This is a genomic window from Caldimonas brevitalea (assembly GCF_001017435.1).
Lineage (GTDB): Bacteria > Pseudomonadota > Gammaproteobacteria > Burkholderiales > Burkholderiaceae_C > Caldimonas > Caldimonas brevitalea.
Window position 1 is genome coordinate 1517115 of record NZ_CP011371.1, and the last position, 13935, is coordinate 1531049.

Annotated in this window: 10 protein-coding genes; 4 read left to right on the plus strand and 6 right to left on the minus strand. The window is 69.8% G+C overall.

Features of this window, described 5'->3' with window-relative positions; translation table 11 throughout:
- The first annotated feature begins 86 nt into the window (after nt 1–86).
- Together AAW51_RS06635 and AAW51_RS06640 are read left to right on the plus strand one after the other, a co-directional pair.
- Nucleotides 87–1376 carry a glycerate kinase type-2 family protein gene (locus AAW51_RS06635; protein ID WP_047193977.1) on the plus strand — a complete coding sequence of 430 codons (1290 nt, stop codon included), beginning with the start codon at nt 87–89 and terminating at the stop codon, nt 1374–1376.
- 143 nt (nt 1377–1519) lie between these two features.
- Nucleotides 1520–3769 (plus strand): hybrid sensor histidine kinase/response regulator, encoded by a 2250-nt coding sequence (locus AAW51_RS06640; protein ID WP_047193978.1) that lies wholly within the window; start codon nt 1520–1522, stop codon nt 3767–3769.
- On the opposite strand, the gene AAW51_RS06645 is transcribed toward AAW51_RS06640, so the two are convergent.
- Complete coding sequence (locus AAW51_RS06645) at nt 3750–4313, minus strand: hemerythrin domain-containing protein (protein ID WP_047193979.1); 564 nt, start codon at nt 4311–4313, stop codon at nt 3750–3752. The genes AAW51_RS06640 and AAW51_RS06645 overlap by 20 nt on opposite strands.
- 214 nt (nt 4314–4527) lie before the next feature.
- Between AAW51_RS06645 and AAW51_RS06650 the strand changes: the two genes are divergently transcribed.
- The gene (locus AAW51_RS06650) at nt 4528–5349 is read left to right on the plus strand and encodes a Crp/Fnr family transcriptional regulator (protein WP_053013387.1); all 822 of its coding nucleotides are present in this window, start codon (nt 4528–4530) and stop codon (nt 5347–5349) included.
- A gap of 64 nt (nt 5350–5413) precedes the next feature.
- Here the strand turns inward: AAW51_RS06650 and AAW51_RS06655 are convergent, their stop codons facing one another.
- The 5 genes from AAW51_RS06655 to xdhA all read right to left on the minus strand — a co-directional run bounded on the left by AAW51_RS06655 (nt 5414) and on the right by xdhA (nt 12846).
- Nucleotides 5414–6379, minus strand: coding sequence for a hypothetical protein (locus tag AAW51_RS06655; RefSeq protein WP_047193980.1), 966 nt, complete (start codon nt 6377–6379; stop codon nt 5414–5416).
- A gap of 32 nt (nt 6380–6411) precedes the next feature.
- The gene (locus AAW51_RS06660; RefSeq protein WP_083438128.1) at nt 6412–7350 is read right to left on the minus strand and encodes a DUF1906 domain-containing protein; all 939 of its coding nucleotides are present in this window, start codon (nt 7348–7350) and stop codon (nt 6412–6414) included.
- Between the two features lie 791 nt (nt 7351–8141).
- Nucleotides 8142–9029: a xanthine dehydrogenase accessory protein XdhC gene (gene xdhC / locus AAW51_RS06670; RefSeq protein WP_083438129.1), complete on the minus strand. Its 888-nt coding sequence runs from the start codon at nt 9027–9029 to the stop codon at nt 8142–8144.
- Between the two features lie 5 nt (nt 9030–9034).
- On the minus strand, nt 9035–11347 hold the full coding sequence (gene xdhB / locus AAW51_RS06675) for a xanthine dehydrogenase molybdopterin binding subunit (protein ID WP_047193982.1): 2313 nt from the start codon (nt 11345–11347) through the stop codon (nt 9035–9037).
- Nucleotides 11344–12846, minus strand: a complete 1503-nt coding sequence (xdhA, locus tag AAW51_RS06680; RefSeq protein ID WP_047193983.1) for a xanthine dehydrogenase small subunit — start codon at nt 12844–12846, stop codon at nt 11344–11346. Before xdhA ends, xdhB begins: the two co-directional genes overlap by 4 nt.
- A gap of 159 nt (nt 12847–13005) precedes the next feature.
- On the opposite strand from xdhA, the gene AAW51_RS06685 reads away from it, so the two are divergent.
- Nucleotides 13006–13911 (plus strand): LysR substrate-binding domain-containing protein, encoded by a 906-nt coding sequence (locus AAW51_RS06685; protein ID WP_417903598.1) that lies wholly within the window; start codon nt 13006–13008, stop codon nt 13909–13911.
- The last annotated feature ends 24 nt before the right edge of the window (nt 13912–13935 follow it).

Consider the following 13935-nt stretch of genomic DNA (forward strand, 5'->3'; position numbering starts at 1 on the left):
CAAGCCGACCCGCCCGGTGGTTCGACGCCGGGCGTCGAGTGAGGCATGCTCCTGTGCATCACGTGCCTTGCCGATCGCCTGCCGTCATGCCCCACCTCCTCGACTCGCCTGCCGAATGGCTGCGCCACCTGTTCGACACCGCCGTCGCGCGCGCCCAGCCCGACCACGGCCTCGCGGCGCTGCTGCCGCCGCCGCCGCGCGGGCGCACCCTGGTGATCGGCGCCGGCAAGGCGGCCGCATCGATGGCGCTCGCCGTCGACCGGCTGTGGCCCTCCGACGCGCCGCTGTCGGGCCTGGTCGTCACCCGCTACGGACACTGCCCGCCCGGCGCCCGTGGTGGGCGTGTCGAAGTGATCGAAGCCGGCCACCCGGTACCTGACGACGCCGGGCTGCAGGCGGCGCGCCGCATCGTCGGAGCGACCGGCGGCCTGAGTGCCGACGACCTGGTGTTGTGCCTGATGTCCGGCGGCGGGTCGGCGCTGCTGGCCTGGCCCGCCGAGGGCGTGACCTTGCAGGACAAGCGCGCCGTCAACCAGGCCTTGCTGCACAGCGGCGCAACCATCGCCGAGATCAACTGCGTGCGCAAGCACTTGTCGGCGGTGAAGGGTGGGCGGCTGGGTGCGCGCTGCGCCCCGGCGCGCATGGTGACGCTGTTGATCTCCGACGTCCCCGGCGACGACCCCGCGGTGATCGCCAGCGGCCCCACCGTGCCCGATCCGACCTCCTGCGCCGATGCGCTCGACATCCTGGCGCGCTACCGCATCGAAGTGCCACAGGCGGTGCACGCCGCATTGCACAGCGGGCGGCTCGAAACCCCCAAGCCCGGCGACCCACGCTTCGACGGCCACCAGGTGCACCTGCTCGCCACTCCCCAGCAGGCCCTCGAGGCGGCGGCCGCGGCGGCACGCCAAGCCGGCGTGGCCGCCTACCTGTTGAGCGATGCGATCGAGGGCGAGTCGCGGGTGGTGGGGCAGGTGCACGCTGCGCTCGCCCGCCAGGTGGCCCGGCACGGCCAGCCCTTTGCGCGGCCTTGCGTGATGTTGTCCGGGGGCGAGACCACCGTGACCGTGGCCGGCCCGGCAGGGCGGGGCGGGCGGGCCACCGAATTCCTGCTCGGTGCAGCCCTGACCCTGCAAGGCGAACCCAACGTCTGGATGCTGGCCGCCGACACCGACGGCATCGACGGCGTGGAGGACAACGCCGGCGCGCTGCTGACGCCGCAGAGCTGGGCGCAGGCCGCACAGCAGGGCCTGAAGGCGCAAGACTTCCTGGACCGGCACGATGCCTATGGCTATTTCGAAAGGCTCGGCGGGTTGCTTTACACAGGGCCGACGTACACGAATGTCAATGACTTCAGGGCTGTGCTGGTGTTGTAGCAAAGTATCAATGCCATCAAAGTATTGACACCTGTTTACCGTTGCCGCGCGTCCCAGGGGTTTGCAGGCTGGGACGCAAGGCACAATCCCGAGGCCTTGCTTGTATCGCTTCCTGACTTAATTTCACTCTTGAAACCACTGGCATGAGCTGGGGCCCTACGCAGCTGCGGCTGCTGCAAAACAAGCTGGGCTTGACCGACCCCGGCGAACTGCCTGCGTGGTGGGAGCAGGTGGTCCATGGCGACCCGGCGCAACGGGCGCAGGCCCTGGAGCGACTGCGCGACTACCTCGACAGCCTGCAGCGCCTGTGGGCTGACGACGAGCGGGCCGCGCGCCAGGCGGGCGAGGCGTTGGCAGCCGAGCAGGCCCGTCGCGAGCGGCTCGAGCTGGCGCTCGACAGTGCCGATGCCGCCGTCTGGGACTGGGCCATCACCGAAGGCCGGGCCTACTTCAGCCCGCGCGTGTTGGCCATCCTCGGATACGCCCCCGGCGAAATCGATCTGACGCTTGCGCTGTGGCGCGAGCACATGCAGCCGGACGACCGTATCGAAGCGCGCGAGCGCCTGCAGGCCCACTTGCGCGGCGAAGCGCCGCACTACGAGGCCGAGTTCCGGGTGCGGACCAAGTCCGGCCAGTGGCGCTGGATCCGCTCGCGCGGCCGGGCCGTGGCACAGGATGCGGAAGGCCGGCCCTTGCGTGTGGTCGGCACGCATACCGACGTGACCGACCGGCGGGTGGCCGAGGAAGAGGTGCTGCACCAGCTGCGCTTCATCGAAGAGTTGGTCGAGATCATTCCCAACCCGGTCTATTTCAAGGACCGTCTCGGCCGCTATATCGGCTGCAACCGCGCCTGCGAAATGCTGTTCGGGCTGCGGCGCGAAGACTGGCTGGGACGTACCGCGACCGACCTGCGCCAGGACGACGCCGGCCGCGAGGAAGAGCGTTACGACGAGGCGCTGTACGCCGAGGGCGGCATCCAGACCTACGAGACGCGCTTGCCGCTGCCCACCGGCGAAGTGCGCGACGTGATCTTCAGCAAGACGCTGTTCACCGGCACGCAAGGCGGCATCGGCGGCGTGCTCGGCGTGATCACCGACATCACCCAGCAAAAGCGCGTCGAGAGCGAGCTGCGCGACGCCAAGACGGCGGCCGAAGCAGCCAGCCGTGCCAAGAGCGAGTTCCTGGCCAACATGAGCCACGAGATCCGCACGCCGATGAACGGCATCATGGGGCTGGTCGACCTGACGCTGGAAACCCAGCTCAGCGACAGCCAGCGCCGCTACCTCACGCTGGTGCGCTCGTCGTCGACCTCGTTGTTGAACATCATCAACGACATCCTCGACCTGTCGCGCATCGAGGCCGGCCGCATGAACGTCGAGCAACTCGCCTTCGACCTGCGCACGCTGCTGCAGGAAGCGGTGGCGCCGCTGGAGCCGCGCGCCCGCGAGAAAGGCCTGGCGCTGCACAGCCTGGTGGCGCCCGATGTGCCCGAGCAACTGGTCGCCGACCCGCTGCGGTTGCGGCAGATCCTCGTCAACCTGGTCGGCAACGCGATCAAGTTCACGCGCCAGGGCCGTGTCGATGTGTCGGCCTGGCCCGAGGGGCAGGGCGGGGCGGCGATGCTGCATGTGTGCGTGGCCGACACCGGCGTCGGCATTCCGGCCGACAAACTCGAGCGCATCTTCGAGTCGTTCACCCAGGCCGACAGCTCCACCACCCGCGAGTTCGGCGGCACCGGGCTCGGCCTGACCATCTCGCGGCGGCTGGCCGAGGCCATGGGCGGGCGGCTGTGGGCCGAAAGCGAAGCCGGCCAGGGCAGCCGCTTCCACCTGACGCTGCCGCTGCTCGGAGTGCAGGCCGACGACCTCGACCACGAGTTGCGCCGCGACTGGGGCGTGGCCGCCGCGCCCAGCCTCAACCTGTCGCGCGACAAGGCGCGCACCCGTTTCGAGACCACCGCCTACCGCGGCCTCGACGAACTGGAGAGCGTCGACGCCAGCGACGACGGCGAGAGCGGCCTGCATGTGCTGCTGGTCGACGACCACGCCGTCAACCGCTTCATCGCCACCAGCCTGATCCGCCGCCTCGGGCACCGCGTCACCTGCGCAGTGACGGCCACCGAAGCGCTGGCGCTGTGCGAGGCGCAAGACTTCGACCTGATCTTCATGGACATCCAGATACCCGGCATGAACGGCATCGAGTTGACGCACCGCATCCGCGCGATGGAGGCGGCGCGCGGCTGGCACTGCCCGATCGTCGCGCTGACGGCGCATGCGATGCCGCTCGATCGGGTGCGCTGCCTCGAGGCGGGGATGGACGACTACCTCACCAAGCCGGTCGAGCAAGACCGGCTGCAAGGGGTGCTGCAGCTGGTCAGCCGCGCTCGCCGCTGAGCCGGCTGCCGGGCCGCGTCGCGCCCCGCCGTTGCGCCATCTCGTCGCCCATCATCTGCAGGCTGCCGGGTCCGACCGCGGCGCGTGCTTGCGGATAGACCAGGCTGTCTTCGATGCGCAGATGGTCCTGGTGGAGCGCGACAAAACGCTGCAGCAGCGCCAGCGTGGGCGCGTCGAAGGCAGCACTCTCGCCCGCCGCAACGGCTTGCAGGGCCACCCGCAAGGTCGACCAGAGGTCTCGCATCTCGGCATGGTCGCGTTGCAACTGCTCGACCGCGGCGCGCAGCGCGGCATCGGGCGAGCGCAGCAGCGCCGGGAACACATGGCGCTCTTCATCCTCGTGGTGATGCGGCGCGGCCAGATCGAAATAGCGCAGCACGTCGGCCGCGGCGCTGCGTGCCGGCGAGTCGTTGCCGTGCTCCGCCAGGTGCGCCGCGAGCCGCTGGAGCAGCCCCAGGCTGCGCTGCACCCGCTCGTGGCAGGCGGCCAACATCTCGAAAGGTTGATCGAAGCTCGCAGCGGGAGAGGTGTGTCCGGGCAACATGGGCAAGGCAGTGGTTGGCGGGAGCATTCTCGGGTGGCCCCTGCCGCGCTGCTTGATGTGGATCAAAGTCATCGGTTCCGACTCGCCCGGCCGGATGAGAAAACCTTGCGGCCACAGGGGGTTAGCAGCGGCAGCTCGGCTGCAATCCTTGAGCCAGCGCAACGCCGGACGGCTCTTGTACGGCCAAAGTCCCAGTCGTGCCGAGGAGCCTGCTGTGAACATTGCGACCGCCATTGCCACCGACCTGCCTGCGCTGCGCCCCGCGTCGTCGCGCGGCACCGCCCCCAACGCCCCGCGGCTGGTGCCGCCGGAGCCCCTGCGGACCATTCCCCTCGACGCCCGGGCCGCGCTGCTGCACGCGGCGCTCGGCACTGCACGGGTGTCTCGCACTGCCGCCCATGCGATGGCCCAGCTGGCGCAGGAATACGTGCTGGCGCCGTCCTGTCCCGTGTTCTCGCGCGGCGACGCGGCGCAGACCTTGTGGCTGCTCGCCTCGGGGGAGGTGGCGCTGGGCACCGCCGAGCAGGGGCGCCCGCCGCGCCAGACCCGGCGCGTCGAACCCGGGCAATGGGTCGATGCCGCGAGTGCCTGGCTGCAGGGGCATTACCTGGAAGATGCCTGGACCCAAAGCGCCAGCGTGTTGTGGGGCTTCGAGCTGACATCGCTGCGGGCCTGCTTGTCAGAACACCCGAGCCTGGCGGAAGGGCTGATCACCGTGTTGTCGGGCCGCGTGCGCGAGCTGACCGAAGGTCGCTTGGGCTTGATGGTCAAGGATGCCGAGGCCCGCTGCGCCACCTGGGTGCTGCAGCAGGCCGAGCCCCGGGCCGGTGCCGGCGGCGGGGTCGCCACCGTGGTGCTGCGCGAACGCAAGCGCGCGATCGCGTCGCAACTGGCCGTCACGCCGGAAACCTTTTCACGGGTGTTGCGGCAATGGCGCGAAAAGGGGGTGGCTGAGGTCGAGGGCTACACCTTGCGTGTGCTCGACCTGCCGGCGCTGCAGGAGATCGCCGAGGGTACGGCGGCGGCCAGAGCCTAGGGCCTGGCCGCGCTGATGCCGTGCTTGCCGGTGACCGGCATCCCGGCTTCCCCTTCCTTCAGCGTTACCGCAGTGCGGCGATCGTGCCGGCGGACGGCCCGTCACGCAACACCCAACTCAGCTTGACGTGCTCGCCTGCCAAGTCGGCCGGCACGGTGGCCTGCATCTCGAACGACACACTCGAGTGCGGGGCGATCTGCCCACCGGCCCCGGCGCAATTGAGCCGGTGCCGACTGTCGACACTGCGGTCCTCGACATACAGCGACTGCTGGTAGCCCGGACAAGGCGACAGCGGCAGCGGCGACGCGCTCTCGTTGGTCAGCGTGACCACGTAACGCAGCTTCTGGCCGCGTGCAACCGTCGCAGGCGCCTCCAGCTTGACGCTGAGGGCGTCGAGCGTCGCATGTGGCCGGGCCGCCGCAGCGGCAGCGGTGCGAGCAGCACGGCGCCGCTCGTCGACCACCTGGTCGACGTGCAGGACGCTGGCGCCCCCACACAGGGTATCCACCTGCACACCGTTGACCACCACCGCCCCGCCGCCGGTGGGCGTGATCTCCAGCTGCCGCGTGACACGCCGCTGCGGCCCGGTGGCCGCCTCACAGGAGCCCGGTGCGCCGACCAGCAGGACGACGTCAGCGTCCTCCGTCACCTCGATACGCCGGGTGGCCAGCGCGGGATTCACGTCATGCACGCGCGCTGCCTGCCGCTTGCCGTCGCCCGCGACGAGCGCGAGCGCCGGGGCGCCGGTCAAGGCGCAAGCACCGGGTCCGACCTTGGAGATGCGCAACTCCTGCGTCGCATAGCCGCGCCATGCGCCTTGCTGGCCGGGGGTGACCTTGATCTCGCCGGCAGCGCAGTCGTGGTCGGCCACCGGCGCGGCGGCAGCGAGCGTCGTCGCCGCCTCCGGCGCCGGCTGGTCCAGCCAAGGAACGGCTGCGTCAGCGGCCTGGGCCCAGGCGGCACCGGTGGCACCGGCACACAGGACGGCCGCCGCCAGGGCGCCGGTCGCGAAAGGGATACGTTGGATCATGTGGGGAACTCCTCGTTGCTGCAAGCCGCGCCTCATCGCGCAATGCACGAGCTGTTGGGGAACAGGTGGCCGCCGGAGGCGGTGGGGCCGTTGGCGCAGTTGCTGTCGATGTTCAGCGTCACGCCGCCCCAGGTTTCGTTGTGGTCGCCCCGGTACTGCTTGAAGCGTTGCTTGTTGGTCCAGTAGCCGCTGCTGATGCACGACAGGTTCCAGGTGGAGGGGTCGTTGTCCCAATCGGCGGCATTGATGAACCGCGGCGGGCGCGCCATGGTGGCGAAGTCGGAGAGATAGGTGCCGCATCCCGAGCCATACACCCCTGCCACTTGCGCCGGGGCGACGGCGAGTTGATCGACCCAGCCTTGCATGAACGACTTGACCGCGGCGCGGCAGCTGCTGTTGTTCGGGTAGGCCTCCATGTCGTAGGTGACCGGCACGCCTTGCGCATTGCCGAATCCCAGCGCCCTGAGCTTGTTGTAGGCGCTGATGGCTTCGGTCTTGCCCTGCTGGTAGGCGGTGTTCCTGTCGTAGCTGATACGGCGGGAGTAGGTCGTGCAGGGCGCCTGCGGGCCGACCCAGAGGATCTCGTAGCGCCAGCCCTGTGCGTAGGTCTTGTTCAGCCACTCGGGCGTCAGGTTGGGCTGGGAGCAGGCGCGCACGCTCCCGCCGATGTAGATGCCGATCCACGACCACGGTGTGTTGGTCCACCACTTCTGCATCGTCGAGGTCGAGGGCGCCGTGCAGGCATCGAAGCCCTTGCCCTGCATGATGCCGTTGCCGGCTGGCACGGCGTGCGCCACGGTGCCGCACAGCAACAGCGCCACGGCCAGTGCGCAACGAGAAGTCCGGACCGACCGCATCGGAAGTCGTCCTTTTTTGGGGATGAGGGCGGCCGCCACGTGCGGGGGCCTCAAGGTGTGGGCGCGGGCCCGGGCAGCCAGCGGCAGCCCAGGCGAGGCGAGATGGAATCTCATGTGGTGTCTCCTGGCGCTTGAAGCGCCTTGTAGGTGCCGCGGCGCTCAGCAAATCCGGGCCACGGACGTCCAACGGGAAAGGCGTGAAAGCCGAACAGAGCGCTGCGAACAGCCAGCGGCGCGCCGTCAGGCAGCGCCACCGTACTGTGCTGGGCAATCGAGCGGCTGCTACTGCGCGTAAGAGAACGTGCGGCGCCACATCAACGGCAATCCCGTATCTCCGTAGGGGTCGCCTCAAGTCATGCAAGGCAGAGACTCGGAACGCTCTGCAGTTCTTCTAGATGGTCAAACTTTTCCTTTGCGCAGGAGCAGCGCGACGAGAACCATGCTGAAGCAGCTTGGACCAGGACCGAACCTGTCTACTTGGAAGACACGCCCGCATGTGATCCGGGAGGGCAGGGAATATCAGGCGCGTCGGCGACTCTGTCAGAGGTCATCGCGACGGATGCGGGTCGAAGGCCGTGACGGGTTGCCCGTCTGTTGCGATCGAGAAGATCGCGACAGAGTGACCCTCCGCCACCATGGGGCACCGACCGGATGGCGGCTTCGCGTTCAATAACTGGACAGTGAAGGCGAACCTGTTCCTGAGGTGCAGCAGGCCAAGCAAGGCAAGCACACGGATGACGTGGTCAGGCCCATCTGCACACCGACACCGAAAGGGGCTGATGGGCACGGAGATGCTCCAGTCCGTGGATTCGTAGCTGTTCATGAGCCGACCGCCGTCGACGCGCTGTTGCACGGCGAACAGGAAGTTGCGGTCAGTGATGCAGGCACTGCCCCTGACGCAGGCCCTAGCGGCTGGCACGAAGATCGTGGGGGGATGGCGACGCGGCAGCGCCACGGTCCTGCAGGGCAGAGACAAGCGGCCAGGCCGCAGCCTGGCCCGCGGCGAGCAGCAGCTGCGCGACCACGGCCACGGCAATGAGCTCGGGCGCCTTGCCCGCGATGCCCGGGAGGCCGATCGGGCAGGTCATGCGGGCCAGTGTCTGTGCGCTCACGCCGCGCTCGAGCAGACGGTGCTCGAAGCGGGCACGCTTGGTGGCCGAGCCGATCAAGCCGAAATATGCGAAGTCGGCGCGCCGCAGGATCGCCTCGGTGAGCCGCAGGTCGAGGTCGTGCCGGTGCGTCAGCACGAGATAGTGGGCGCCCGGCGGCGCCTGGGCGACCTCGGCCTCGACGCCATCATCGACGCACACCCGCTCGATGTTTGCCGGCCAGCCGCCGGGCCATACGGCCGGGAATTCATCGTCGCGTTCGTCGATCCAGTCCACCCGGCACGGCAATGTCGCGAGCAATCGTGCGATCGCGCGGCCGACATGGCCGGCGCCGTAGAGCTGCAGATGGAACAGCGGTGTCTCGTCGGGCCAGGCTCGCAGTTCGGCGGGAGTCAACGGCGAGTAGCGCAGCGTGACGACACCTCCGCAGCATTGCCCGAGGGCCGGCCCGAGCGGATAGCGGCGCACCTCGACCGCCTCGATGCGCTGCGCCAGCCGCTGCCGTGCCAGCTCGATCGCGTCCAGCTCCAGGCGCCCGCCGCCCACGGTGCCCGCCACGGCCTCGGCGGCGACCAGCATGCGGGTGCCAGCCTCGCGCGGCACCGACCCCTGCGTGGTGTGCACTTCCACCACGACGGCGGGCCTGCCTGCCTCGTGCCAGTGCTGCGCGACGGCCTTGAGCATGCCGCTCAGCCGCGCCGGGCGGCCACCGTGTTCAACACCGCTTCGGGCGTGGCCGGCGCGTCGAGGCGCACCGGCTCGCGCCGCCCGGGTGCCACCGCCGCGATCGCGTCGCGCAAGGCCTCGTAGACCGAGATCGCCAGCATGAAAGGCGGCTCGCCGACCGCCTTGGAGCCGAACACGTTGTCTTCGCGGTTGGCCTCGGGCCACAGCCGCACGCGGAAGTGCTCGGGCACATCGCTCGCGGTCGGGATCTTGTAGGTGCTCGGCGCATGGCTGGTCAGCCGGCCCTGTTCGTTCCAGACCAGTTCCTCGGTCGTCAGCCAGCCCATGCCCTGCACGAACCCGCCTTCGATCTGGCCGAGGTCGATCGCCGGGTTGAGGCTGCGGCCGACGTCGTGCAGGATGTCGACCGCCAGCACCTTGTTCTCGCCGGTCAGCGTGTCGATGACCACCTCGGTGCAGGCGGCGCCGTAGGCGAAGTAGTAGAAGGGCCGGCCGCTCAGCGTGGCCTTGTCGTAGTGGATCTTGGGGGTCGCGTAGAACCCGTCGGACCACAGCTGCACGCGGGCGATGTAGGCCGCATGCACCACGTCGGCGAAGTCGCGCGCGCCGTTCGGCGTCACCACCTGGCCATCGCGAAACGCCACCTGCTCGGGCCGCACCCCCTGCTGGCCTGCGACGAACTGCGCCAGCCGTTCGCGCACTTGCCGCGCCGCGATCTGTGCCGCCCGGCCGTTCAGGTCGGTGCCGCTCGAGGCCGCGGTGGCCGAGGCATTGGGCACCTTGGCCGTGTCGGTGCTGGTGATGCGCACCCGGTCGAGGGGCAGCCCCAGCTCGTCGGCGACGATCTGGCAGACCTTGGTGTGCAGCCCCTGGCCCATCTCGGTGCCGCCGTGGTTGACCTGCACCGTGCCGTCGCCATAGACATGCACCAGCGCGCCCGCCTGATTGAAGAAGGTGGCGGTGAACGAGATGCCGAACTTCACCGGCGTCAAGGCCAGCCCGCGCTTGAGCACCGGCTGCGTGGCGTTCCACGCGGCGATCTGCTCGCGCCGTTCACGCCAGCGGCAGTCGGCGGCGAGTTGGGCCACCAGCTCGGGCGCGATGTTGTCTTCGACCGTCATGCCGTAGTGCGTCACGGCGCGGGCGCCGTCGCCGTAGAAGTTGCGCTCACGCACCTGCAGCGGGTCGAGCCCCAGGTGGCGGGCGATGTCGTCGAGCACCGTCTCGATCGCGATCATGCCCTGCGGCCCGCCGAAGCCGCGGAACGCGGTGTTGCTCTGCGTGTGGGTCTTGCAGCGGTAGGAATCGATCTGGACGTGTTCGAGGCAGTAGGTGTTGTCGACGTGGAACACCGCACGGTCGTTGACCGGGCCCGACAGGTCGGCCGAGAAGCCGCACTGCGACGCGAGCATCAGCTGCAGGCCGGCGACACGCCCGCTGTCGTCGAAGCCAACGTCGTAGCGGTAGAGGAAGTTGTGGCGCTTGCCGGTCACCAGGAAGTCGTCCAGCCGCTCCAGCCGGAGCTTGACCGGCCGGCGGAACTTGCGCGCCGCCAGCGCCGCCCACACCGCCAGATGCCCGGCCTGCGTCTCCTTGCCGCCGAAGCCGCCGCCCATGCGCCGGCATTCCACCCGCACCTGGTGCTGCTCCAGCCCCAGCGCCTGCGCCACCCAGTGTTGAACCTCGCCCGGGTGCTGGGTGGAGCTGTAGATGCACCAGCCGTCCTGCTCCTCGGGCAGCGCATAGGCCACCTGGCCTTCCAGGTAGAAATGCTCCTGGCCACCGACGCTGAAGCTGCCGCTTAGCCGGTGGGGTGCGGCGGCGAGCGCACCTTGCGGGTCGCCGCGCTTCAGGTGCACCGGCGGCAGCACATGGCTGTCGGCGGCCAGCGCGGACTCGATGTCGAGCAGCGCCGGCAGCGGCTCGATGTCGCAACGCACGGCGCGCGCGGCCGCGCGCGCTGCGTTCACCGAACTCGCGACCACCAGGCCGATGACCTGGCCGACATGCTCGACCGTGTCGATCGCGAAGATCGGCTCGTCGTGGGCGGTGACCGCAAAGCGCTTGTCGCCCGGGATGTCGGCGGCCGTCACGAGGCCGATCACGCCCGGCATCGTCAAGGCCGGCGCCGCGTCGACACCGCGCAATCGGCCGTGGGCGACCGCGCTGAGGATGGGCGCCGCGTACAAGGTGCCCTTGCGTTCGGGCAGGTCGTCGACATAGAGCGCCGCGCCGCTGACCTGGGCGCGTGCGCTCTCGTGCGGCAGGGGCTGGCCGCAGACGCCGGCGGCCGGCAGCAGGTCGGGCGCGTTCATGTGACACCTCCGGCGGCTGGTTGCAACGTGGCCAGTGTCAGTTGCTCGACCCGCAGCGGCCCGATGCCCTGGCTTTCGAGCCAGAAGCGCCACAACAGCCCGGACGCGGCCTCACGGCGGTAGGCCGCGCTCGCCCGCATGTCGCTGAGCGGGTCGAACTCGCGGCGCAACACCGCCATCGCGGCCCGCACCGTCGCCTCATCCCAGGCCTGACCCTGCAGCGCCGCCTCGGTCTGCGGCGCGCGCGCCGCCGTAGCGGCCATGCCGCCGACCCCGATGCGGACCTGCTGCACCCGACCGGCATGCAGCGTCACCGCGAGCGCCAAACACACGGCCGAGATGTCGTCGTCGAAGCGCTTGGACAGCTTGTAGGCCTGCAGCAGCCCGGGTGGTGGGTGCAGCGGCAGCAGCACATGCGTCAGCACTTCGTCGCTCGCCATCGCCGTCTGCCGGTAGCCCAGATAGAGGTCCTCGAGCGCCAGCTCGCGGGCGCCGCGGCGGCTTTGCAGGCGGACGCGGGCGCCCAAGGCGATCAACAGCGGCATCGAGTCGCCGATCGGCGACCCGTTGGCGATGTTGCCGCCCAGCGTGCCCGATTCGCGCACCGGCAGCCCGGCGAAGCGGTTCGCAAAGGTCCGCAGCTGGGGCCAGCGTGCGACCAGGGCGGCATAGGCATCGCTCAGCCGCACGGCAGCGCCGATTTCCAACTGGCCAGGGCCCTCGATGACCTGCTGCAACTCGTGCACACCGGTCACGTCCAGCGTGCTGGCAAAACGGCGGTGTTGTTTGGTGACCCACAGGCCGACGTCGGTGCAGCCGGCGATCAACTGTGCGTCGGGCCGCGCTTCGCGCAGCGCCAGCAGCTCCTGCAGGTGGCGCGGGCGCAGGGTCGCCCCGGCCTGCAGCCCCGTCCCGTCGCCGTCGCGCAGCGCCCGCAGCTGCTGCAGCAAGGCGGTTTCGTCGACGCCGCGCAGCGGGTAGCCGGGCATCGTCTGCGTCGCCTCGACGATCGGCCGGTACCCGGTGCAGCGGCACAAATTGCCCGACAGCGCTTCCTGCGCCACCTCACGCGTGATGCGCTGCGGCTCGGCGCCCGCCACCCGCTGCTGGTACAGCGCGAACATCGACATCACGAATCCGGGGGTGCAGAAGCCGCATTGCGAGCCGTGGCAGTCGACCATCGCCTGCTGCGCCGGGTGCAGACCATCCTGCGGCGACGCCAGGTCTTCGACGGTCCACAGTGCACAGCCGTCGAGCGAAGAGACGAAGCGGATGCAGCTGTTGATGCTGCGCCAGCGCACCCGCTCGGCGCCGGCCGGGCCTTCCAGTTCGGCCACCACCACACAACAGGCGCCGCAATCGCCTTCGCCGCAGCCCTCCTTGGTGCCGGTGCAGCCGGCGTCTTCGCGCAGCCACTCGAGCACCGTGCGGGTCGGCTCGACCTCGGGCAGCGAGACGGTCTGCTGGCGGTGCAGAAAGCGGATCGGGCGGGCTTGCATGGGGCGGGCAGGGGGGCAGGAGGGAGGGGCCGGAAAATAAGGCAACGGTAACGCCTGGCGCCGCGCGGCGTATACGAGAATGCGTATAAAGGATATTCGAAAGACCGTATGGCCGCGCGAGTCGATTTCGACAACATTGAGCTTCGCCTCGTCAGGGTCTTGCACACATTGGTCACCGAATGCAGCGTTTCCCGTGCCGCGTTGAAGCTGGAGCTGTCGCAGCCGGCGGTCAGCGCGCACCTGCGCCGCTTGCGCGAGGTCACCGGCGACCTGCTGCTGGTGCGCAGCGGCAACGGCATGGCGCCCACGCCGGTGGCGCTGGAGCTCGTCGGCACGGCGGCCGCGCTGCTCGAGCAGGCCGACCGGCTGTTCGGGCGGCAGCAGGCCGCGCGCGGGTTCGATCCGGCCACCAGCGAGGCCCGCTTCCAGGTGGCGGCCAGCGATTTCCTCGACCCGTTGTTCCTGCCGCGGCTGGTGGCGGTGGTCAAGCAGGCCGCGCCCGGCGTGCAGCTCGAGCTGCTGCCGCTGTCGGCCGAGTTCGACGTGCAGCGGCAGCTGGTGTCCGGCGGTGTCGACCTGGTGGTCGGCAACTGGTTGCAGCCGCCCGACGACCTGCACCTGGGGCGCTTGCTGACCGACGAGGTGGTCTGCCTGGTGGCCGACGACCATCCCGCGGTGCGCTCGCCGCGGGCCTGGAACGCCGAGCGCTACCTGGCCTGCCAGCATGTCGCGCCGACACCTTTGCACGCCGGGCGCGAGGCGCGCGGCGTGATCGATGCACATCTGCACCAACTCGGGCTGGCGCGCAACGTCACGGTGCGCAGCGCACATTTCGGCCAGATCCCGCAGATGGTGGCGCACAGCCTGCTGGTGCTGACCACCGGGCGCCAGTTCTGCTCGCGTTATGTCGCCCAGTTGCCGGTGAAGATCCTGCGCTGCCCGATCGCGTTCCCGCCGATGAACTATTACCAGCTGTGGCACGACCGCACCCACACGTCGCCGGCCCATCGGTGGTTCCGCGAACGGGTGCGCGACGTGGCACGCGGGCTGGGCGGGGCCAACTGAGGCCGTTCGCCGGCGCCCTCGTCG

Coding starts and splice junctions, on each gene's coding strand:
- AAW51_RS06635 (WP_047193977.1), top strand. CDS start 87: ATGCCCCACCTCCTCGACTCGCCTGCCGAATGGCTGCGCCACCTGTTC.
- AAW51_RS06640 (WP_047193978.1), top strand. CDS start 1,520: ATGAGCTGGGGCCCTACGCAGCTGCGGCTGCTGCAAAACAAGCTGGGC.
- AAW51_RS06645 (WP_047193979.1), bottom strand. CDS start 4,313: ATGTTGCCCGGACACACCTCTCCCGCTGCGAGCTTCGATCAACCTTTC.
- AAW51_RS06655 (WP_047193980.1), bottom strand. CDS start 6,379: ATGATCCAACGTATCCCTTTCGCGACCGGCGCCCTGGCGGCGGCCGTC.
- AAW51_RS06660 (WP_083438128.1), bottom strand. CDS start 7,350: ATGAGATTCCATCTCGCCTCGCCTGGGCTGCCGCTGGCTGCCCGGGCC.
- xdhC (WP_083438129.1), bottom strand. CDS start 9,029: ATGCTCAAGGCCGTCGCGCAGCACTGGCACGAGGCAGGCAGGCCCGCC.
- xdhB (WP_047193982.1), bottom strand. CDS start 11,347: ATGAACGCGCCCGACCTGCTGCCGGCCGCCGGCGTCTGCGGCCAGCCC.
- xdhA (WP_047193983.1), bottom strand. CDS start 12,846: ATGCAAGCCCGCCCGATCCGCTTTCTGCACCGCCAGCAGACCGTCTCG.